At 74.7% G+C, this 18,562-nt stretch carries 19 protein-coding genes; 8 read left to right on the top strand and 11 right to left on the bottom strand.

The annotated features are described in order from the left end of the window. Positions 1-98: 98 nt before the first annotated feature. The 4 genes from ACFU9E_RS15520 to ACFU9E_RS15505 all read left to right on the top strand — a co-directional run bounded on the left by ACFU9E_RS15520 (position 99) and on the right by ACFU9E_RS15505 (position 5,384). Positions 99-992, top strand: a complete 894-nt coding sequence (locus ACFU9E_RS15520) for an FAD binding domain-containing protein (RefSeq protein ID WP_380679194.1) — start codon at positions 99-101, stop codon at positions 990-992. Beyond that, positions 989-1,522, top strand: coding sequence for a (2Fe-2S)-binding protein (locus ACFU9E_RS15515; protein ID WP_380679233.1), 534 nt, complete (start codon positions 989-991; stop codon positions 1,520-1,522). The genes ACFU9E_RS15520 and ACFU9E_RS15515 overlap by 4 nt, the downstream gene beginning before the upstream one ends. Continuing rightward, a complete protein-coding gene (pucD, locus tag ACFU9E_RS15510) occupies positions 1,519-3,891 on the top strand; it encodes a xanthine dehydrogenase subunit D (RefSeq protein WP_380679191.1) in 2,373 nt (790 codons plus the stop codon). Before ACFU9E_RS15515 ends, pucD begins: the two co-directional genes overlap by 4 nt. A gap of 245 nt (positions 3,892-4,136) precedes the next feature. Further along, entirely contained in the window at positions 4,137-5,384 is a 1,248-nt protein-coding gene (locus ACFU9E_RS15505; protein WP_380679188.1) for an XdhC family protein, read from the top strand. Between the two features lie 11 nt (positions 5,385-5,395). Here ACFU9E_RS15505 and ACFU9E_RS15500 read toward each other — a convergent pair whose 3' ends face one another. Next, entirely contained in the window at positions 5,396-5,692 is a 297-nt protein-coding gene (locus tag ACFU9E_RS15500; protein WP_380679185.1) for a hypothetical protein, read from the bottom strand. Positions 5,693-5,872: 180 nt separating this feature from the next. Here ACFU9E_RS15500 and ACFU9E_RS15495 point away from each other — a divergent pair, with 180 nt between their 5' ends. Beyond that, entirely contained in the window at positions 5,873-6,166 is a 294-nt protein-coding gene (locus ACFU9E_RS15495; RefSeq protein ID WP_380679182.1) for a hypothetical protein, read from the top strand. A gap of 63 nt (positions 6,167-6,229) precedes the next feature. Here ACFU9E_RS15495 and ACFU9E_RS15490 read toward each other — a convergent pair whose 3' ends face one another. Both ACFU9E_RS15490 and ACFU9E_RS15485 read right to left on the bottom strand, forming a co-directional pair. Continuing rightward, the gene (locus tag ACFU9E_RS15490) at positions 6,230-6,886 is read right to left on the bottom strand and encodes a LysE family translocator (RefSeq protein WP_380679179.1); all 657 of its coding nucleotides are present in this window, start codon (positions 6,884-6,886) and stop codon (positions 6,230-6,232) included. A gap of 77 nt (positions 6,887-6,963) precedes the next feature. After that, a complete protein-coding gene (locus tag ACFU9E_RS15485; RefSeq protein ID WP_380679176.1) occupies positions 6,964-7,182 on the bottom strand; it encodes a cold-shock protein in 219 nt (72 codons plus the stop codon). Between the two features lie 117 nt (positions 7,183-7,299). Between ACFU9E_RS15485 and ACFU9E_RS15480 the strand changes: the two genes are divergently transcribed. Beyond that, positions 7,300-8,322 carry a helix-turn-helix transcriptional regulator gene (locus tag ACFU9E_RS15480; RefSeq protein WP_380679230.1) on the top strand — a complete coding sequence of 341 codons (1,023 nt, stop codon included), beginning with the start codon at positions 7,300-7,302 and terminating at the stop codon, positions 8,320-8,322. On the opposite strand, the gene ACFU9E_RS15475 is transcribed toward ACFU9E_RS15480, so the two are convergent. Beyond that, positions 8,313-9,230, bottom strand: coding sequence for an SDR family oxidoreductase (locus ACFU9E_RS15475; RefSeq protein ID WP_380679173.1), 918 nt, complete (start codon positions 9,228-9,230; stop codon positions 8,313-8,315). The genes ACFU9E_RS15480 and ACFU9E_RS15475 overlap by 10 nt on opposite strands. Before the next feature lie 144 nt (positions 9,231-9,374). On the opposite strand from ACFU9E_RS15475, the gene ACFU9E_RS15470 reads away from it, so the two are divergent. Both ACFU9E_RS15470 and ACFU9E_RS15465 read left to right on the top strand, forming a co-directional pair. Continuing rightward, positions 9,375-9,653 (top strand): CopG family transcriptional regulator, encoded by a 279-nt coding sequence (locus tag ACFU9E_RS15470; protein WP_380679170.1) that lies wholly within the window; start codon positions 9,375-9,377, stop codon positions 9,651-9,653. Further along, positions 9,650-10,090: a VapC toxin family PIN domain ribonuclease gene (locus tag ACFU9E_RS15465; protein WP_380679167.1), complete on the top strand. Its 441-nt coding sequence runs from the start codon at positions 9,650-9,652 to the stop codon at positions 10,088-10,090. The genes ACFU9E_RS15470 and ACFU9E_RS15465 overlap by 4 nt, the downstream gene beginning before the upstream one ends. Before the next feature lie 63 nt (positions 10,091-10,153). Here the strand turns inward: ACFU9E_RS15465 and ACFU9E_RS15460 are convergent, their stop codons facing one another. The 7 genes from ACFU9E_RS15460 to ACFU9E_RS15430 all read right to left on the bottom strand — a co-directional run bounded on the left by ACFU9E_RS15460 (position 10,154) and on the right by ACFU9E_RS15430 (position 18,559). After that, entirely contained in the window at positions 10,154-11,908 is a 1,755-nt protein-coding gene (locus ACFU9E_RS15460; RefSeq protein ID WP_380679164.1) for an SDR family oxidoreductase, read from the bottom strand. Then, a complete protein-coding gene (locus ACFU9E_RS15455) occupies positions 11,905-12,882 on the bottom strand; it encodes a M24 family metallopeptidase (RefSeq protein ID WP_380679161.1) in 978 nt (325 codons plus the stop codon). Before ACFU9E_RS15455 ends, ACFU9E_RS15460 begins: the two co-directional genes overlap by 4 nt. Before the next feature lie 14 nt (positions 12,883-12,896). Further along, complete coding sequence (locus tag ACFU9E_RS15450) at positions 12,897-13,985, bottom strand: PDR/VanB family oxidoreductase (RefSeq protein WP_380679158.1); 1,089 nt, start codon at positions 13,983-13,985, stop codon at positions 12,897-12,899. Between the two features lie 214 nt (positions 13,986-14,199). Then, positions 14,200-15,114 (bottom strand): metal-dependent hydrolase, encoded by a 915-nt coding sequence (locus ACFU9E_RS15445; RefSeq protein ID WP_380679155.1) that lies wholly within the window; start codon positions 15,112-15,114, stop codon positions 14,200-14,202. Positions 15,115-15,322: 208 nt separating this feature from the next. Then, entirely contained in the window at positions 15,323-16,102 is a 780-nt protein-coding gene (locus ACFU9E_RS15440; RefSeq protein ID WP_380679152.1) for an IclR family transcriptional regulator, read from the bottom strand. A 528-nt stretch (positions 16,103-16,630) separates the two neighbouring features. Then, positions 16,631-18,007 (bottom strand): allantoinase AllB, encoded by a 1,377-nt coding sequence (gene allB, locus ACFU9E_RS15435; protein ID WP_380679149.1) that lies wholly within the window; start codon positions 18,005-18,007, stop codon positions 16,631-16,633. A gap of 114 nt (positions 18,008-18,121) precedes the next feature. Continuing rightward, the gene (locus tag ACFU9E_RS15430) at positions 18,122-18,559 is read right to left on the bottom strand and encodes a DUF6882 domain-containing protein (protein WP_380715058.1); all 438 of its coding nucleotides are present in this window, start codon (positions 18,557-18,559) and stop codon (positions 18,122-18,124) included. Positions 18,560-18,562: the final 3 nt, after the last annotated feature.

The raw sequence follows: 18,562 nt of genomic DNA, 5'->3' as shown, positions 1-18,562 counted from the left end.
ACGCCCCGCGACCGGGTCCCGGCCGGGCCTGGACGGGACGAGCCGGGACGGGACGAGCCGGGACCGGACGGGGCGGGACGACGTGAGGAGGCATCCGGATGGAGTTCCTTCGCCCCTCCGACTGGGCCGGGGCGCTCGCGGCGAAGGCCGAGCACCCGGCCGCGCTGCCCGTCGCCGGCGGCACCGACGTCATGGTCGAGCTGAACTTCGGCCTGCGCCGGCCGCCCGCGGTCCTCGACCTGAACCGCGTCGCCGAGCTCGCCGAGTGGTCACGGGACGGCGCGGTGGTCCGGCTCGGCGCCGCCGTCCCGTACAGCCGGATCATCGGCGAGCTGTCCGGGCCGCTGCCCGGCCTGGCGCTGGCCGCCCGCACCGTCGGCTCCCCGCAGATCCGCAACCGGGGCAGCGTCGGCGGCAACCTGGGCGCCGCGTCGCCGGCCGGCGACGCGCACCCGCCGCTGCTGGCGGCCGGACGGGACGTGCTCGTCGAGGCGGCCTCGGTGCGCGGCACCCGGCTGATCCCGATCGACGACTTCTACCTCGGGGTGAAGCGCAACGCCCTGGAGCCCGACGAGCTGATCCGCGCCGTGCGGATCCCGGTCGCCGACGGCCCGCAGCAGTTCTCCAAGGTCGGCACCCGCAACGCGATGGTGATCGCGGTCTGCGCGTTCGGCCTCGCGCTGCATCCGCGCACCCGCACCATCGGCACCGGCCTCGGCTCGGCCGCCCCCACCCCGCGACGCGCCGTCGAGGCCGAGGAGTACCTGCGGGAGGTGCTCGCCGAGCGCGGCCGGTGGGACAGCGGCGAGCCGCCGGGCGCCGAGGAGCTGCGGCGGTTCGGCGAGCTGGTGGGCGCCGCCGCCGCCCCGATCGACGACGTCCGGGGCAGCGCCGACTACCGGCGCCACGCGCTCGCCGTGATGGCGCGGCGCACGCTCACCTGGGCCTGGAACGACTACCGCGAACAGATCGGGAGCGCGGCATGGGCATGAGGGTCACGTTCACCGCCAACGGCAGGCCGGTCGAGGCCGACGACGTGTGGGAGGGCGAGAGCCTGCTCCACGTGCTGCGCGAGCGGCTCGGCCTGCCCGGCTCGAAGAACGCCTGCGAGCAGGGCGAGTGCGGCTCCTGCACGGTCTACCTGGACGGCCTGCCGGTCTGCGCCTGCCTGGTCGCGGCCGGCCAGGCCCAGGACCGCGAGGTACGCACCGTCGAGGGCCTCGGCACGCCGGACGGCGGGCTGGGCGTCGTCCAGCAGGCGTTCCTGGACGCCGGCGCCGTCCAGTGCGGCTTCTGCACACCCGGCCTGCTGGTGCAGACCGACGCGCTGCTGGCCCGGGACCCGCGGCCCTGCGACGCGGACATCCGCGAGGCGCTGTCGGGCAACCTGTGCCGGTGCACCGGCTACGAGAAGATCATGGACGCGGTGCGGCTGGCCGCCGCCCGCACCCGCGCGGGCCGGGGGGCCGGGGCGGCCGGGGCGGACGCGGCCGATGCGGCAGACGGGACGGTGACCGGATGAGCGCGCGGACCGTGCAGGGCGAGAAGAACCTCCAGGACATCCGGCAGAGCAGCCCGCACGGTGTCGGCGGCTCACCGCTGCGCCCGGACGGCACGCTGAAGGTCCGCGGCGAGTTCGCGTACTCCTCCGACCTGTGGCACGAGTCGATGCTCTGGGGCACGACGCTGCGCTCGCCGCACGCCCGGGCGAACGTCCGCTCCGTCGACGTCTCCGGGGCGCTCGCCGTGCCCGGCGTGTTCGCGGTGCTCACCCACGAGGACATCCCCGGCGAGAAGTACTACGGGCTGGACGTCCCCGACCAGCCGGCCCTGGCGATCGACCGGATCCGCTACCACGGCGAGCCCGTCGCACTGGTCGCCGCCGACCACCCGGAGACCGCCCGGCGCGCGGCCCGGAACATCAGGGTCGACTACGAGGTGCTCACCCCGATCGTCACCGAGGAGCAGTGCCTCGACCCGCGGACGTACGGCTATGTGCACGAGCCGCACGAGTACCGCTCGCACGCCCACGGCAACATCTGCCACGAGCAGCGGCTGGTCCACGGCCTGGGCGTCACCGACGAGGTGCGGGCGCTGGCCGACGTGGTGGTCCGCGGCAGCTACGAGGTCGGCATGCAGGACCAGGCCTTCCTCGGCCCGGAGTCCGGGCTGGCGGTGCCGGCCGAGGACGGCGGCGTCGACCTCTACGTCGCCACCCAGTGGCTGCACGCGGACCGCCGGCAGATGGCGCCGGTGCTCGGGCTGCCCGAGGAGAAGGTCCGACTCACCCTGGCCGGCGTCGGCGGGGCGTTCGGCGGCCGCGAGGACCTCTCGATGCAGATCCACGCGTGCCTGCTGGCGCTGCGCACCGGCCGACCGGTCAAGATCGTCTACTCCCGGGACGAGTCGTTCCTCGGCCACGTCCACCGCCACCCCGCGCGGATGACCTACGAGCACGGCGCCACCCGGGACGGCAGGCTGGTCTACTCCGACGCCCGGATCGTGCTGGACGGCGGCGCGTACGCCTCCACCTCGCCCGCCGTGGTCGGCAACGCGGCCTCGCTGGGCAACGGCCCGTACGTGATCCCGAACGTGCGGATGCACGCGCTCGCGCTGTACAGCAACAACCCGTCCTGCGGGGCGATGCGCGGCTTCGGCGCGGTGCAGGCGGCGTTCGGCTACGAGAGCCAGATGGACCGGCTGGCCGCCGAACTGGGCATGGACCCGGTCGAGTTCCGGCAGCTCAACGCCGTGCGGCAGGGCGACCGGATGCCCACCGGCCAGGAGATCGACGCACCCGCGCCGGTCGCCGAACTGCTGCGGCGGGTCAAGGAGATGCCGCTGCCCCGGCCGCTGGAGACGCGCGACCCCGACCTGCGGCAACTGCCCGGCGGGCTGTCCAACACCTCGCACGGCGAGGGCGTCGTGCGAGGCGTCGGCTACTCGGTCGGCATCAAGAACGTCGGCTTCTCCGAGGGCTTCGACGACTACTCCACCGCGCGGGTGCGGCTGGAGGTGATCGGCGGCGAGCCGGTCGCCCTGGTGCACACCGCGATGGCCGAGGTCGGCCAGGGCGGTGTCACCGTGCACGCGCAGATCGCCCGCACCGAGCTGGGCGTCGAGCAGGTGACCATCCAGCCCGCCGACACCCGGATCGGCTCGGCCGGCTCCACCTCCGCCTCCCGGCAGACCTACATGACCGGCGGCGCGGTCAAGCTGGCCGCCGAGGCCGTGCGTCGGGAGCTGATCGAGCGGGGCCGGCGCCGCTACGGCTGGACCGGGGACGACCTCACGCTCGCCGACGGCAAGGTCGTCTCCGCGTCGGCCGGGCCGCTGGCCGCCATCGCCGACCTGCTCGGCGACGAGGCGATCGACCTGACCCGCGAGCACCGCCACCGCCCCACCGCCCCGTTCGACCCGCAGACCGGGCAGGGCTTCGGCCACGTCCAGTACTCCTTCTGCGCCAACCGCGCGGTGGTCGACGTGGACGTCGAACTGGGGCTGGTCAAGGTGGTCGAACTGAGCGCCGTCCAGGACGTCGGGCGGGCGGTCAACCCGCTCGCGGTGGTCGGCCAGATCCAGGGCGCCTGCACCCAGGCGCTCGGGCTCGCGGTGATGGAGGAGATCGTCGTGCGGGACGGGAAGGTGCGCAACGCCTCCTTCACCGACTACCTCGTCCCGACCATCCTGGACACCCCGCCGATCCCGGTCGAGATCCTCGAACTGCCCGACCCGCACGCCCCGTACGGGCTGCGCGGGGTGGGCGAGGCGCCGACCGTCTCGGCCACGCCGTCGATCGTGGCGGCCGTGCGCGCGGCCACCGGGCTGGCGCTGAACCGGATCCCGGTGCGGCCCGAGCACCTGACCACCGAACGGCCCGGGACGGCGTAGGCCGGGCCGGCGCAAGCGCGGAGAGGCTGCGGGCGCGGAGAGGCTGCGGGCTCCGGGGAGGCTGCGGGCTCCGGGGAGGCCGGCGCAGGCGCGGGGAGGCCGTGGGCGCCAGGACGGCCGGTGCCGGGACGGTGCGACCTGGCCGCCCGGGTGCCCGCCGCCGTACGGGATCGTTCTCCCGTACGGCGTCGGTGCCCCCGGTGGCCCGGTCCGCCCACCCTCGACAGCGCGAAGGAGCTCCCGTCATGCAGGACATCGCCGAGCAGTTGCTGGCCTGGCACGCGGCCGGCCGCTCCTTCGCCGTGGCCACCGTCGTCGGGATCACCGGCAGCGCCCCGCGCGACCCGGGCGCCGCGCTCGCCGTCGACACGCACGGCGAGGCCGTCGGCAGCGTCTCCGGCGGCTGCGTCGAGGGGGCCGTCTACGAGCTGTGCCGGGCCGCCCTCGCCTCCGGCGAACCGGTGCTGGAACGGTTCGGCTACAGCGACGAGGACGCCTTCGCCGTCGGCCTGACCTGCGGCGGCGCCCTGGACGTCTTCGTCCAGCCGGTCGTGCCCGGCGCGGACCCGGCGCTGGACACCGGCATCGCGCTCATCGCCGCCGGCACCCCCGTGGCACTCGCCCGGGTCGTCGCCGGGCCGGCCGGACTGCTCGGCGCCACCCTCGCCGTCACCGCCGACGGCCACCACGGCGCCCTCGCGCCCGCCCCCGCGGTGTCGACGACGCTGGAGCGGGCCGCCGTCACCGAGGCGCGCGCCCTGCTCGACGCCGGTCGCACCGGACGGCTCGTCCTCGGCCTCGACGGGCGCCCCTGCGACGAACGCGGGCCGGGCACCGTCACCCTGTTCGTCGAGTCCTACGTGCCCGCGCCGCGGATGCTGGTGTTCGGCGCGATCGACTTCGCCGCGGCGGTGGTGCGGATCGGCCGGTTCCTCGGCTACCACGTCACCGTCTGCGACGCCCGGCCCGTCTTCGCCACCGAACGTCGCTTCCCCGAGGCCGACCGGGTCGTCGTCGACTGGCCGCACCGCTACCTGGACTCCCAGCTGGACCGGCTGGACGGCCGCACGGTGCTCTGCGTGCTCACCCACGACGCCAAGTTCGACCTCCCGCTGCTGGAGCGCGCGCTGCGGCTGCCGCTCGGCTTCGTCGGGGCGATGGGCTCGCGCCGCACCCACCGCGAGCGGGAGGCGAAACTGCGCGAGGCCGGGCTGACCGACGCCGAACTCGCCCGGCTGCACTCCCCCATCGGCCTCGACCTCGGCGCCCGTACCCCCGAGGAGACGGCCGTCTCGGTCGCCGCCGAGATCGTCGCGCACCGGCGGGGCGGCGGCTGCCTGCCGCTCAGCGCCGGGAACGGGCCGATCCACCACGACCGGCGGGTGGTGGTGGGCGGTCCGGCGGAGGACCGGGCTGAGGGTCGGGTGGAGAGTCGGGCGGAGGGCCGGGCTGAGAGCCGGGCGGAGGGCCCCGGTGAGCCGCACGCCGCCTGAGCGGTGCGGCGTCAGCTCACGATGTTGTAGGCCTCGCAGATCAGCGGCGCGGTCGTCGGCACACCGACCTCGCGAAGGATCGGCATCAGCACCGCCGCGAAGTGCTCGTACGCCTCCCGCGACTCCCAGACGTCGGTGACGTGCCAGCCCTCGCCGTCCTCCGTCGGACCGGCCGCGTGCAGCAGCAGGCCGCGCACCGGCCAGTCCTCGGGCCGGTTCAGGCCGGCGCCGCCGGTCAGCCGGTCCACCGCCTCCTCGTACTGCTCCAGGGTCACCCCGGGGAGGTCGAGCACCGCGATGATCGCCATGGGGCGGCTCCTGTTCCTGCCGGCGGCCCGACGGTCCGTCGCCGCTCGGTGCCTCCCAGTGCAGCCCGCCCGCCGCCGCGTCGGCCAACCCGGTACCGCCGAACGGGTGAATTGCGGGCCCCGCGCGGCGGCGGGAGGCTGGAAACGAGGACTCACCCGAGCCCGGGAAGGGGCACCGCCATGCGCGTGCTGCTGGAGATCGAACTCGACACCCAGACCGCCAACCGGGCCGTCGCCGACGGCGCCGTCGCGGAGAAGTTCGGCCGGATCATGTCCGACCTCAAGCCCGAGGCCGCCTACGCCTTCCCCCGCCACGGCCGGCGCTGTCAGATCATCGTCGTGGACGTGCCCGACGAGGCCGCCGTGGTGGCGGTCTGCGAGCCCTTCTGGCTGGAGTTCAACGCCCATGTCGACATGCACATCTGCATGGACCCGGAGCAGTTGACCGAGGGCCTGCGGCGACTGGGCCGCTGAGCGCCGCGGGCTCCCGTCCGTTGCAGGAGCCCGTCCCGTCGCGTCCCGTCGCGTCCCGTCGCGTCAGTCGGAGACCGCGAGCTTCACGCCGAACCCGACCACCACCACACCGGTCACCCGGTCCATCGCCCGGCGCGCCGCCGGACGGCGCAGCCAGCCGCGCAGCACCCGGGCGAAGCCCACCAGCACCAGCGACCAGAGCAGTCCCTCCACCACGTGCACGCAGGTCAGCGCCACCCCGGCGGCGAAGTGCGGGACCCCCGCCGGAATGAACTGCGGCAGCACGGCCACGTAGAAGACGCCCACCTTGGGGTTCAGCAGATTGGTGAGCAGGCCGCGCCGCCAGCCGGACGCCAGTCCGCCCGCCGGGGCCTTCTCCTCGGCCTCCCCCTGCGCCTGCGCGTCCCCGTCCGCGTCCCCGTCACCGTCCTTGGCCCGGGCGCGGATCATCCCGATCCCCATCCACACCAGGTACGCGGCGCCCACCCAGCGCAGCACCTCGTAGCCGACCCGGGAGGCGGTGAGCAGCGCCGTCACCCCGGCGGAGGTGAGCGTCCCCCAGAGCAGCGTGCCGGTCTGGATGCCCAGCACCACGCCCCAGGCCTGCCGCCGGTGGCCCAGGGCCGACGTCCGCAGGATCAGGGCGGTGTCCAGCCCCGGGGTGAGCGTCAGCAGCCCCACGACGAGGGCGAAGGACCAGAGAGCAGTCGTCATTTCCATGGACCCTCATCGTACGGGGGAACGGATCGTCGGCCGCACCGGTTTTTGACCTGCGGATTCCCAGAAACGGGGGTCGATCAGGCCGACCGGCGGACCCGCTCGGCGACCCGGCGACCCTCCTGCTCGGTCGGGTCGTACTCCACCCGCTGGCCCTCGGTCAGCACCCGGTCACCGTCACCGCCGCCGGCCGTCAGGATCGAGTCGAAGTACACGTACAGCGGCGGGCCGTCGTCGTCGGGGGTGATCAGACCGTACCCGTGGTTCGCGTGGTAGGACTGCACGGTGCCGGTGGCCATCGGGTCTCCTCGGGTCCGGTGCTGGGCGCGTGGGCCCGCACACCCCCCGGCCATCCATGATCGGTGCTGAACCGGCCGGGCGCGCGCCCCGGCCCCGAACGGGAGGACGGCCCGCCGATGCGCACCGCCCGGGCGATCTCGCTGCTCCTGCTGCTCCAGGCGCGCCGCAGCATGACCGGCGCCGAACTCGCCGCCGAACTGGAGGTCTCCGAGCGCACCGTGCAGCGCGACGTGCTGGCCCTGGCCGAGGCCGGCGTCCCGGTGTACGCCGACCGCGGGCGGGCCGGCGGCTACCGGCTGCTCGACGGCTACCGCACCCGGCTGACCGGCCTCGACCGCGCCGAGGCGGAGGTGCTGCTGCTGGCCGGACTGCCCGGGCCGCTCGGGGACATGGGCCTCGCCGATCCGGCGCTGGCCGCCCGGCTCAAGGTGGCCGGCGAACTCGGCGAGGCACCGGCCGCCGGGGCCCGGCGGTTCCACCTGGACGCGCCCGGGTGGTTCCGCGACGCGCCCGTTCCGTCGCTGCTGGCCGAGGTCGCGCGGGCGGTGTGGGGCGGGCGGCTGCTGCGGGTGGGCTACCCGCGGCGTTCCGGGGTCGGATCCGGGCCCGGCCCGGCTGTGGAGGCGATCACGGTCGAGCGGCTGCGGGTGCTGCGGCCGTACGGGCTGGTGCTGAAGGCGGGCACCTGGTACCTGGTCGCCCGGCCCGACGACGACGAGGCCGCCGCCCACCGGGTCTACCGGGTCGACCGGCTGGCCGCCGCCGAAGCGCTGGCCGACCGGCGGTTCCGGCGCGACGAGGCGTTCGACCTCGCCGCGTTCTGGGACGCCAAGGCCGCCGAGTTCGCCCGCTCACTGCTGCGCGAGCGGGTGACCGTCCGGCTCAGCCCGCACGGCCTCGACCGGCTGCCGCACCTGCTCGAACCGGTCGCCGTCCAGGAGGCGCTGGCCACCGCCGGACCACCGGACGCGCACGGCTGGGTGACGGTCCGGCTGCCCGTGGAGTCGCTGGACGTCGGCTACGAGGAACTGCTGCGGCTCGGACCGGAGGCCGAGGTCCTCGAACCGCCGGAGCTGCGGCGGCGGCTGGCCGAGGCCGCGGCCCGCACCGCCGCCCGCTACGGCCCGCCTCAGCGGTAGCCGGCCGGGTCGACGGGGCCGTCCGCCGCCTCCACGTCCACCAGGTAGCGCCAGGAATCCGGCCGGCTGCCGTCCAGATCGGTGAAGCCGTACTCCAGCGCCAGCCCGCCGCTGGAGAACGAACCACCGTTGAACCGCGCCACCCCCGGGTCGGCGGCCAGCGCCACCACCGCGCGCCCGACGTACGCCGGGGACTCCGAGATGCCGAACTGCGGCTCGGCCGCCGTCGCCTCGCGCCAGGTCGCCTCGGTGACGCCGAAGTGCTCCAGCATCATCTCCGAACGCATCCACCCCGGTGTCAGCGCCACCGCCGTCGCCCCGCGCGGGCCCAGCTCGTGCCCCAGCGCGAAGGCCATCCGCAGCACGGCCGCCTTGGCGACGTCGTAGAAGAAGGAGTTCCGGTAGCGGGTCGCGTTGTACTCGGCGGTGCCGTCGGTCATCTCCACCACCAGCCCGCCGGGGCGGCGCAGCAGCAGGGGCAGCAGGTGGTGGCTGGTGATCGCGTGCGTCTCGACGGCCAGCCGCAGCAGCCGCAGCCCCTTGTCCAGGTCGTGCTCCCAGACCGGCTCCTCCCACCCGAACAGGTGCTCGCCGCCCCAGATGTCGTTCACCAGGACGTCCAGCCCGCCCTGCTCGGCCTCGATCCGCGCGGCCACCGCCGCGACGTCGGCGGGCACCAGGTGGTCGGCGCGCACCGCGATGCCGTGCCCGCCGGCCGCCGTGACCAGCTCGGCCGTCTCCTCCAGGGTCTCCGCGCGCCCGTACTCGCCCCGGTGCCCGCCTGCGCTGCGCCCCGTCCCGTACACCGTCGCCCCGGCGGCCCCCAGCGCCACCGCGATCCCCCGCCCGGCCCCCCGGGTGGCCCCCGCCACCAACGCGACCTTGCCCTTCAGCGGCTGCTCCGTCATCCCTCGCCCTTCCTCGCGGCCGGTGGTGTCTCCACCCGTCACCACCGATGCTCCCCCGGAATCCCGACACCTCCTGTCGGGATTCCTGGAGTGATCCACGATCCACCGAAGCCCCGGGACGTATGGCAGCGGCACCATAGGCATATGGCTCTCAAGCGCACGACCGTCTACGTCGAAGCCGAGGATCTCGCCGTGATCAAGGAGGCGGCGGCCCGGGAGGGGATAGCGGAGGCCGAGATCATCCGGGAGGGGATCCACCTCGCGGCGATGTCCAGGCGCACCTGGGACGAACCGTTCTTCAGCCGGACCCACCAGCCGATCGGTGAGGCCACCGAGGACGACGTCTGGGCGGACAAGGCGGCAGCCTACGAGCGGACGAAGCAGGCCCCCGTCCCGCCCGGGCAAGAGCGGGGCGCTGCGTGATCGTCGTGGTGGCGGACACGTCGGGCCTGCTCGCCGCCCTCGACGAAAGCCACCCGACCGGCCCCGCCGCACGCGAGGTCCTGGACCGCTCGGGCCTCCTGGTCGATTCCCCCGTGCTGCTGAGCGAACTCGATCATCTCGCCCGGCGGATCCTGGGAGTCGGCGCCGCACTCGGCTCGGTGAACGACGTCCTGCGACGGGTTCGGTCCGGACGAGCGGTGATGCCCGGGATCACCGCCGAGATCCTGGAAGCGGCGCAGGCCGTTCGGGCCCGACACCTCGGCCTCCGCCTCGACCTGACGGACGCCGTCAACGTCGCCCTGGCCGCGGCATTCCGGACGGATGCGATCCTGACGCTCGATCAACGGGACTTCCGGGCCCTCAGCCCCCTGACCACCGAGCACAGAGCCTTCCGGATCCTGCCCTTCGACCTGTGAGTCGCCCTTCGCCGCCCCGGGGCGCGCGGTGTCACGCCGCGCCCCGGGGCTCGTCACCCCCGCTCAGGTGACGTTGAGGCGGGCGGCGAGGCGCAGCAGGCCCGGGGCGAGGCGGCTGAGGAAGCGGGCGGCCTTGGCCTCGGGGGTGACGGGGACGACGGCCTTGCCGGAGCGGACGGCGGCGAGGACGGCGGCGGCGACCTTCTCGGGCGGGAAGCCCCGGCGGGCGTAGAGGCGGGCGGCGCGGGCCTGCTTGGCGGCCTGTTCGTCGGCGGTGGTGGCGGAGAAGGTGGAGGTGCGGGTGATGTTGGTGTTGACGATGCCGGGGCAGATGGTGGAGACGCCGATGCCGTGGCCGGCGAGTTCGGCGCGCAGGCAGTCGGAGAGCATGAAGACGGCGGCCTTGCTGGTCGCGTAGGCGGTGAGCGCCTTGGACGGCAGGTAGGCGGCGGCCGAGGCGAGGTTGACGATGTGGCCGCCCTCGTCGCGTTCGGCCATCAGGGTGCCGAAGGCGCGGCAGCCGTGGATGACGCCCCAGAGGTTGACGTCCAGGACCCGCTGCCACTCCTTCTCGGTGGTCTCCAGGAAGGTGCCGGAGTGACCGATGCCCGCGTTGTTGACGACCACGTCGGGCACGCCGTGCTCGGCGGCCACCTGCTGGGCGAAGGCGTCGACGGCGGCGCCGTCGCTGACGTCGACGCGGTAGGCGTGCGCGGTCGGGCCGAGCAGGTCGGCGAGTTCGGCGGTGCGGCGGGCCGCGTCGAGGTCGAGGTCGCAGACCACCACGCGGGCTCCCTCCTCGGCGAAGGCGAGCGCGGTGGCCCGGCCGATGCCACTGCCGCCTCCGGTGATGACGACCAGCCGGCCGTCCTCGGCGGTGGGCGCGGCGGGTGCGGTGGACGCGGTGGACGCGGCCGTGTCGCCGGCCTCGGTGCGGGTGACGTGCTCGCGGACCATGGCGGCCACGGTGCCTCCCTTCTCCAGCAGCGCGGACCAGTGGGTGGCGCGCAGGGTGCGGCGGGTGAGCCTGGGCACCCAGCGCTCCAGGCCCTCGAAGAGACAACCGCCGACGTAGTGGTCCTCGGTGAGGGTGATCAGCTGGACCGGCACCTCGGTGGGGCGTTCGCGCGGGTTGCGCAGGGTGGGGCGCATGTTGGCCCGGTAGAGCTCGATGCCGCGCACCGCGTCGCGCCGCAGGGTGGGCTGCGGGTGACCGGGGCGCGGGGTGACGCCCTCCAGGTCGCGCAGCACCCGCGGCCAGGCGCGGGCGAGGCCGAGCCGCCAGACGCCGGGGGCGAGGAAGGGCAGGTGGAAGGCGGTGATGTACCAGGAGTGGGCGCCCTGGGCGAGCAGTTGCCTCAGGTGGCGCGGGGTGGGGCGGCGCAGGCGCTCGCGCAGCCAGAAGCCCGTGTGGTCCAGGCAGGGGCCGGACATGGTGGTGTAGGAGGCGAGGCGGCGTTCGGCGCCGGGGGCGGTGACGGCCTCCCAGGACTGCAGCGAGCCCCAGTCGTGGGCGACGAGGTGCACCGGGCGGTCGGGGCTGACGGCGTCGGCGACGGCGAACAGGTCGGCGGCCAGCTGTTCGAGGCGGTAGCCGGCCCGGTCGGCGGGGACGCCGGAGGCGCCGGCGCCGCGCACGTCGTAGCGGACCACGTGGTGGTCGCGGGCGAGGTCGGCGGCGACGTCGTCCCAGACGGCGTGGGTGTCGGGGTAGCCGTGGACCAGCAGGACGGTGGGCGCGGCCGGGTCGCCCTGCTCGTGGACGGCGAGCGGCAGGCCTCCGGAGTGGACCGTGCGGCGGCGGGTGGGCGTGCTCATCGGACGGCTCCCTCGGGGGCGGCGGTGGGCTCGGTCGGGTCGGTGCCGGTCGGGCCGGTCCCGGCCGGGTCGGTCGCGATCGTTCCGGTGCCGGTCGGGCCGGTGGTCCCGGTCGGTCCGGTCCCGGTCGCGGTGGGGGCAGTATTCCAGCGGCGGACGTGCGGGAGGTCGTCGTCGAGCCAGTAGGCGTCGTCCTCCATCACCACCAGCAGCTCCTCGAACTTGATGCCGACCTCGCGGAAACCGATGTGCGGCTCCACCGCCCACAGGCCCGGGGTGGGCGCGTGCCGGGAGGAGCGGCCGTCCGCCCAGAGCGGCGAACGGCCGTGCAGGCGCTCGCTGACGAGTTCGCGGCCGAGCGTCTGGAGGGTGCGCACGCCGAAGCCGAGGACGTTCACCCCGGCCGGGCCGCGGGCCGTGGTCCGGGTGACCTGGTGGCCGATCACCCGGCCCGGGTAGACGCGGTGGCGGTTGTCGTAGCCGTGCGCCTCGATCTGCGCGTCGACGGCCGCGTACACCTCGGCGAGCGGCCTGCGGGCGCGGACCTCGGCGAGGATCAGCTCGCGGTAGACCCGGAGGTCGGCGGCGAGGCGGTCCCAGACGCGGTTCTCGCCGACCTTGCCGCCGTAGCCGATGTCGGCGGTGTAGCCGTCGACGACGGGCGCGCAGTCCAGCACGTACGGCATGCCTTCCTGGAGGCGGCGGTTGCCGGCGAAGAACTGCAGCGGGGTGTGGAAGTGGCGGAACGCCGTCCGGTCGCCGAACCAGGCGAACGGGACGTGGAAGAAGTCCTGGACCCCGGCGACGACCAGACGGCGGCGCAGTTCGGCGGTGGCCTGGCGTTCGGTGACGCCGGGTTCGATCCAGGTGGCGACCTGCTCGGCGCAGTCGTAGGCGAGCTGCTGGGTCTCGCGGAAGCGGGCGAGGTCGCGCTCGGTGAACGGGAAGGCGGGGGTGGCGGGGGTGCGCGGCACGGCGGGGTTCCCTTCTAGACGTCGAGCACGAGGGTCTCGCCCCCGGCTGCGCGGGAGACGCAGGGCAGCAGGGCACCGGCGGCGCGCTGGTCGGGGGTGAGGCGGCGGTCGCGGTGGTCGGGGGTGCCGGCCAGCAGGCGGACCTCGCAGGTGCCGCAGAAGCCCTGCTTGCAGGAGTAGGCGAGGTCGGGGCGGACCTCGCGGAGCACGTCCAGGGCGGAACGGTCGGCGGGGACGGCAAGCTCGGGGCCGTCGGTGCCGAGGCGGACGGTGAACGGCTCGCCGCCGATGACCGGGGCGGCGCCGAAGCGTTCGAAGTGCAGGGAGGCTGCGGGCGAGGCGTCGAGGGCCTGCTGCACGGCGGCGAGCATCGGGGCCGGGCCGCAGCAGTAGACGGCGGCGCCGCGCGGCGCGTGGGAGAGCAGTTCCGCGCCGGTGGGCGGGGCGCCGTGTTCCTCGTCGGTGCGCAGGTGGACCCGGCGGGGGTCGAGGGCGCGCAGGTCGGCGGCGAACGGGAGGGTGTCGGCACTGCGGCCGGTGTGGACCAACTGCCACTCCAGGCCGTGCCGCTGGGCCTCGCGGGCCATCGGGAGCAGCGGGGTGACGCCGATGCCGCCAGCCAGCAGCAGCACGGCCGGCTCGGCGCAGAAGGCGAAGCCGTTGCGCGGGCGGCGGGCGGTGAGCCGGGTGCCGGGGTGCACGCTGTCGTGGATCTCGACGGAGCCGCCGCCGCCGTCGGGCAGGCGGCGCACGGCGATCCGGTAGGCGGAGCGGTCGGCGGGGTCGCCGCAGAGCGAGTAGTGGCGCTGGCGGCCGGAGGGGAGCGTGAGGCCCAGGTGGGCGCCGGGCTGCCAGGCCGGGAGGAGGCCGCCGGAGGGGTCGGCGAGGGTCAGCTCGACGGCGTCGGCAGCGACGGCCCGGCGGGCGGTGACGACCAGGTGGAGCGCCGGGGCCGGGCGGCCGAGGGGGCGTCGGGGGTTGCGGCGCAGGAGCGGGCCGCCGAGGGCGGGGCTGTAGCGGTCGCCGAACGCGGTGAGGAAGCGGAAGAAGGTGTCGGCCCGGGGACGGCCGTAGAGGTCGGGGGGCGGGGTGCGCAGGTCCATCCGGCGGGGTCCTTGGGGGCTCGGGTGGTACGGGCTCGGGTCCTGGGGCTGGGGGTGGGGGCTGGGGCTTGGGGGCCTGACAGTTGACGGCTGACGACTGACAGCTGACAGATTTCAGCTGACAGATAACGTCAGCTGTTATCTGTCAGCTGTCAGCTGTTATCCGTCAGTCGTCAGCCGTTCTCCGTCGGAGCTCGACCGTCGGCTCCGGCGCTCAGCGGCCGGCGGCGGCTCGGGCGGCCGGGGAGGTCGCGAGGTAGCCGAGGGCCTGACTGGAGGAGCCCTCCTGGGTGGGGTGGTAGCCGGGGCGCAGGTAGCGCAGGCCGGAGCGGAGCGACCGGACCGGGTCGGGCAGCAGGCCGCGCCTGGCGATCCGGCCGGCCTCTCGCCAGGTGGGCTTGAGCCGGCCGTCGAGGGTGGGGTCGGCGGCGAGCAGGAAGCGGGCACCGCGCACCCAGAGGTGGACCAGCAGCGGCCCGGAGACGAGCATGCCGCGGATCCGGCGCGCGTAGCCCGGGTCGAGGTGGACCATCAGGTCGAAGGCCACGCTGCGGTGCTCGACCTCCTCGGCGCCGTGCCAGCGCAGCAGGTCGAGCATGGTCGGGTCGGCCTTGGCGCGGTCCAGGCCCGGCGAGTTGAGCGCCCAGTTGCCGAGGAAGGCGGTGAAGTGCTCGATCGCCGCGACAAAGGCGACCCGCTCGATGAGGTTCTCGCGCTGCCGCGCGGCGGACAGGCCGGGCTTGTCGCCGAGCACCCGCTGGAACAGCCAGGCGATCTGGCGCACATAGGGGCGCGGGTCGAGGCCCTGGCCGAGCAGGTGGTCGAGGACCTCCTGGTGCGCCTCGGCATGGATGGCCTCCTGGCCGATGAACCCCAGGACCTCGTCCCGCAGTTGCTCGTCGCGGACCATCGGCAGGGCTTCCTTGAAGACCTTGACGAACCAGCGCTCACCCTCGGGCAGGAGCAGGTGCAGGACGTTGATGACGTGGGTGGCCATCGGCTCGTCGGGGATCCAGTGCAACGGCAGACCGGCCCAGTCGAAGCGGACGTCGCGCGGTTCCAGGACGAGGCCCTCGTGCACCCGGGCGGCGGGTGCGGCGAGGGCCGGGACGGGGGTGGGGCTGGGCATGGGAGGGCCCTCCTGACCTGCGGGTGGCGGCTCGACCCGGCACAACGTACTCGCGGGTAGCCATCGCCACAAGGGTTTCGGCGCGCCTTATCGACATCGAGTCTAATAAGTTCCGCCCAACACGGAGCCTCACCCGGCCGCCCGGCGAACCGACCCCCCGGAAACACGAGGACCCCGCCGGAGCGGGGTCCCTGGGCACGCGGTCCGGTCAGACCGCCATCGCGAGCATCAGCGGCGCGGCGCGGGCGGCGAGCAGTTCGGCCGCCGCCTTCAGCCGGTGCACGTTGTCCACCGGCATCGAGGTGGCGAGGCAGCCGACCGTGCTGCCGGCGGTCACCGGCACGGCCGCGCAGACCGTGCCGAGGGCGTACTCCTGAATGTCCAGCACCGGCACGGTGGCCGGCTGGCGCTCCAGCCGGTGCATCAGCTGGTCGGCGTCGGTGACCGTCCGCGAGGTGAGCCGGGCCACCGGGTGGCGGGACAGGTGGTCGCGGCGCGCGTCGTGGTCGAGCTGGCTGAGCAGACACTTGCCGATCGCGCTCGCGTGCGCGGTGGCACGGAAGTCCACCCACTCCTGCACCGCCGGTGCGCCGTCCGACGCCGAGACCGCCTCGACCGACAACTCCCCCTCGTGGTACCGACTGAAGTACACTGCGGCACCCAACTCGTCCCGCAGCTCCGCGAGTTTGCTGTCCAGCCGGGCGCGGACCAACTGCTCCCGGTTGTGCTGGCCGAGAAGGGCGAACGTCCCGCCGAGCACCCAACCGCCGTCCTGGCAGGCCAGGTAGCCCTCGATCTCCAGGATCTCCGCGAGCCGGCGAACCGTCGGCAGACCCAGGGACGTCTCCCTCGCCAGGGTGACCAGGGTGGCACCGCCGGGGTGCCGGTCGACCGCCTCCAACAGTCTGAGGGCGTGCTGCAGGGAGGCGAACGAACCGGGCACGCCCTGCTCCGGTACGGCGTGACGGCCCGGGGCTGGTGTCGACATGTCGTCCCCTTCCGATGTCCCCCCGCGGCGTGACCGGCGGGTAGGGTCCAGCCTATCGACCGGCGGACGCCGCCATCGCCTCCTCGCGGGATATTCGGGCAGGCCCGGTGGAACACTTGACTGGCATATGCCCCACCGCGCCCCCTCGTACCCCCTTGCGGTCACGGGTGATCAGCAGCGCGGCACCACCGGGTCGTTGCCGCCCGTACCGGTCCGGGCGTCCGAACCCGCGAGGTCGCGGAAGCCGAAGCCCGACCCGCCGGAGCGCCGCCCGGCCACTCGTAGAACGCCACCGTGTCCCAGATCGCGCCGACGCCCTATCGCCCGTCGACCGCCGGGCCGCCGGGCCGGAAGCTGACCGACAGCCCGGTGTTGTACGGGAAGGCCGTCAAGTGCCTGCCGGACCAGGCAACCTCCAGGCGCCCGCCGCAGAAGCCGACCGCAGGTGGCCCATGACCGCCACCCCAGCCGGTGCGGACGATCGTCGCCGACAGCACCCGAGCCGACTCGCCCCGGCCACGGTCGCGGTCACCCGCACGGGACCGGGGCGGAACCGGGGCGTTGGAGCTGGACGCCGAAGGGCTCGCCGGCGACGTCCACCACGCGGCCGCGCAGCCAGGTGGTGCGCACGGCACCGGCGAGCGTGCGGCCCGCGTACGGGGTCACCGGGTGGCGGTGGTGCAACTCGGCGGCACGGACCGCGAACTCTCCGTCCGGGTCGAAGGCGACCAGATCGGCGTCGTGCCCGACCGCTATGGCGCCCTTCCGCCCGTCGAGGCCGGCCAGCCGGGCCGGTCCTGCGGACATCCAGCGGACCACGTCGGCGAGGGTGTGGCCGCGCCGCCGGGCCTCGGTCCAGACGGCCCGCAGGCCCAGTTGGAGCGAGGCGATGCCGCCCCAGGCCGCCGCGAAGTCCCCGCTGCCGCCGTGCGCGGGAAGTAACTTGAGGCCGGGCGTGGACGGCGAGTGGTCGGACACCACCGCGGCGAGCTCCCCCGCCGCCAGAGCCGCCCAGAGCGCCTCGCGGTTGGCCTCGTCGCGGATCGGCGGGCAGCACTTGAACGCGGTGCCGCCGTCCGGGACCGCTTCGGCGGCCAGGGTCAGATAGTGCGGGCAGGTCTCGGCGGAAACCTCGACGCCCTCCGCGCGGGCCCGGCGCAACAGTGGCAGCACCGCCGCCGAGGAGACGTGCAGGACGTGCACCCGGGCGCCGGTACGGCGGGCCGCCGCCAGCAGCCGGGCGACGGCGGCGGTCTCCGCGGCGGCGGGGCGGGAGGCGAGGAAGTCCCGGTAGCGGACACCGGGTTGTAACGGTGCCGCGGCCAGCACGGCCGGGTCCTCGGCGTGGACGACCGCCAGCGCGCCGAGCCGGGCCTGCTCGGCGAGCGCGGCCTCCAGTCCGGCCGCGTCCAGGTGCAGGAACTCCTCGACGCCGCTCGGCGCGAGGAAGGACTTGAAGCCGAACACGCCCGCGCGGTGCAGGGGTTCGAGATCGGCCAGATTGCCGGGGACGGCCCCGCCCCAGAAGCCGAGGTCCACCCAGGCCCGACCCTCGGCGGCCTTCCGCTTGGCCACCAGGCCGGCGGTCGTGGTGGTGGGGGGAACCGCGTTGAGCGGCATGTCGACGAGCGTGGTGACGCCGCCGGCCGCGGCGGCCCGGGTGGCGGTGGCGAAGCCCTCCCACTCGGTGCGACCGGGCTCGTTGACGTGCACGTGGGTGTCGACCAGGCCGGGCAGCAGGGCGGTCCCGCCCAGGTCGGCCGTCGGGGCGCCATCGGCCGGGACGGAGCCGTGTGCGGCGATCCGCGCGATCCTCCCGTCGCGGACCAGCACGTCCGCAGGGCGTTCGCCGTCCGGCAGGACCACCCGACGGGAGCGGATCACCACGGTTTCACCCAGGGGCACGGGGACCTCCGAAGCCTGGACGAGGGCGGGTGGATCGAAGGACGGCCCGGAGCCTAGGCCCGCCTTCGGCAGACCGTCAATGGACCGGGCGGCGGTTCCGCGACTTCAGTGCCGTCATCCGGCGACGGGATCCAAGTCATGGACCAGGAAGTGGAGTTGCACGTCGTCGGTGGAATCCGCCCACAGCCCTTCCGCGTCGAGTACGGATGCCGCGACCATCCGGGCCTCGGCGACGAGTTCGGGGTGGTAGTCGAAGCCGGGCCACGGCAGGACGGGGTGACCGTTCTCCTCCCCGAACCGCCGAACCCGCTCGATCTCCCCCAGGGCCGCCGGCGGAAGCGACTCGTTCGCCCACGACCACAGCCACGACTGCCGGGGGATGCTGACGCTGCCGATCACCGTGAGCCGGCCGGCGAGGAAGACCTTGCCGGCGCGCGACCACGTGATCCGTGCGTCATCCATCGACCACTCGTACCGCACGTCACCCGACAGTCCGAAGCGTTCGATCATGACGGCCTGCCGAGTGCGGGCGCGTTCGCGAGCCGCTAGCACGAC

The sequence above is a fragment of the Kitasatospora sp. NPDC057595 genome (assembly GCF_042800875.1).
Taxonomy (GTDB): domain Bacteria; phylum Actinomycetota; class Actinomycetes; order Streptomycetales; family Streptomycetaceae; genus Kitasatospora.
Note: the sequence above shows the minus strand (reverse complement) of the source record. Positions and strands in the feature narration are given on the sequence as shown.

What these genes read in the sequence shown, in the direction of transcription:
- ACFU9E_RS15520 (WP_380679194.1), top strand. Translation starts at nt 99, where the DNA reads ATGGAGTTCCTTCGCCCCTCCGACTGGGCCGGGGCGCTCGCGGCGAAG.
- ACFU9E_RS15515 (WP_380679233.1), top strand. Translation starts at nt 989, where the DNA reads ATGAGGGTCACGTTCACCGCCAACGGCAGGCCGGTCGAGGCCGACGAC.
- pucD (WP_380679191.1), top strand. Translation starts at nt 1,519, where the DNA reads ATGAGCGCGCGGACCGTGCAGGGCGAGAAGAACCTCCAGGACATCCGG.
- ACFU9E_RS15505 (WP_380679188.1), top strand. Translation starts at nt 4,137, where the DNA reads ATGCAGGACATCGCCGAGCAGTTGCTGGCCTGGCACGCGGCCGGCCGC.
- ACFU9E_RS15500 (WP_380679185.1), bottom strand. Translation starts at nt 5,692, where the DNA reads ATGGCGATCATCGCGGTGCTCGACCTCCCCGGGGTGACCCTGGAGCAG.
- ACFU9E_RS15495 (WP_380679182.1), top strand. Translation starts at nt 5,873, where the DNA reads ATGCGCGTGCTGCTGGAGATCGAACTCGACACCCAGACCGCCAACCGG.
- ACFU9E_RS15490 (WP_380679179.1), bottom strand. Translation starts at nt 6,886, where the DNA reads ATGGAAATGACGACTGCTCTCTGGTCCTTCGCCCTCGTCGTGGGGCTG.
- ACFU9E_RS15485 (WP_380679176.1), bottom strand. Translation starts at nt 7,182, where the DNA reads ATGGCCACCGGCACCGTGCAGTCCTACCACGCGAACCACGGGTACGGT.
- ACFU9E_RS15480 (WP_380679230.1), top strand. Translation starts at nt 7,300, where the DNA reads ATGCGCACCGCCCGGGCGATCTCGCTGCTCCTGCTGCTCCAGGCGCGC.
- ACFU9E_RS15475 (WP_380679173.1), bottom strand. Translation starts at nt 9,230, where the DNA reads ATGACGGAGCAGCCGCTGAAGGGCAAGGTCGCGTTGGTGGCGGGGGCC.
- ACFU9E_RS15470 (WP_380679170.1), top strand. Translation starts at nt 9,375, where the DNA reads ATGGCTCTCAAGCGCACGACCGTCTACGTCGAAGCCGAGGATCTCGCC.
- ACFU9E_RS15460 (WP_380679164.1), bottom strand. Translation starts at nt 11,908, where the DNA reads ATGAGCACGCCCACCCGCCGCCGCACGGTCCACTCCGGAGGCCTGCCG.
- ACFU9E_RS15450 (WP_380679158.1), bottom strand. Translation starts at nt 13,985, where the DNA reads ATGGACCTGCGCACCCCGCCCCCCGACCTCTACGGCCGTCCCCGGGCC.
- ACFU9E_RS15445 (WP_380679155.1), bottom strand. Translation starts at nt 15,114, where the DNA reads ATGCCCAGCCCCACCCCCGTCCCGGCCCTCGCCGCACCCGCCGCCCGG.
- ACFU9E_RS15440 (WP_380679152.1), bottom strand. Translation starts at nt 16,102, where the DNA reads ATGTCGACACCAGCCCCGGGCCGTCACGCCGTACCGGAGCAGGGCGTG.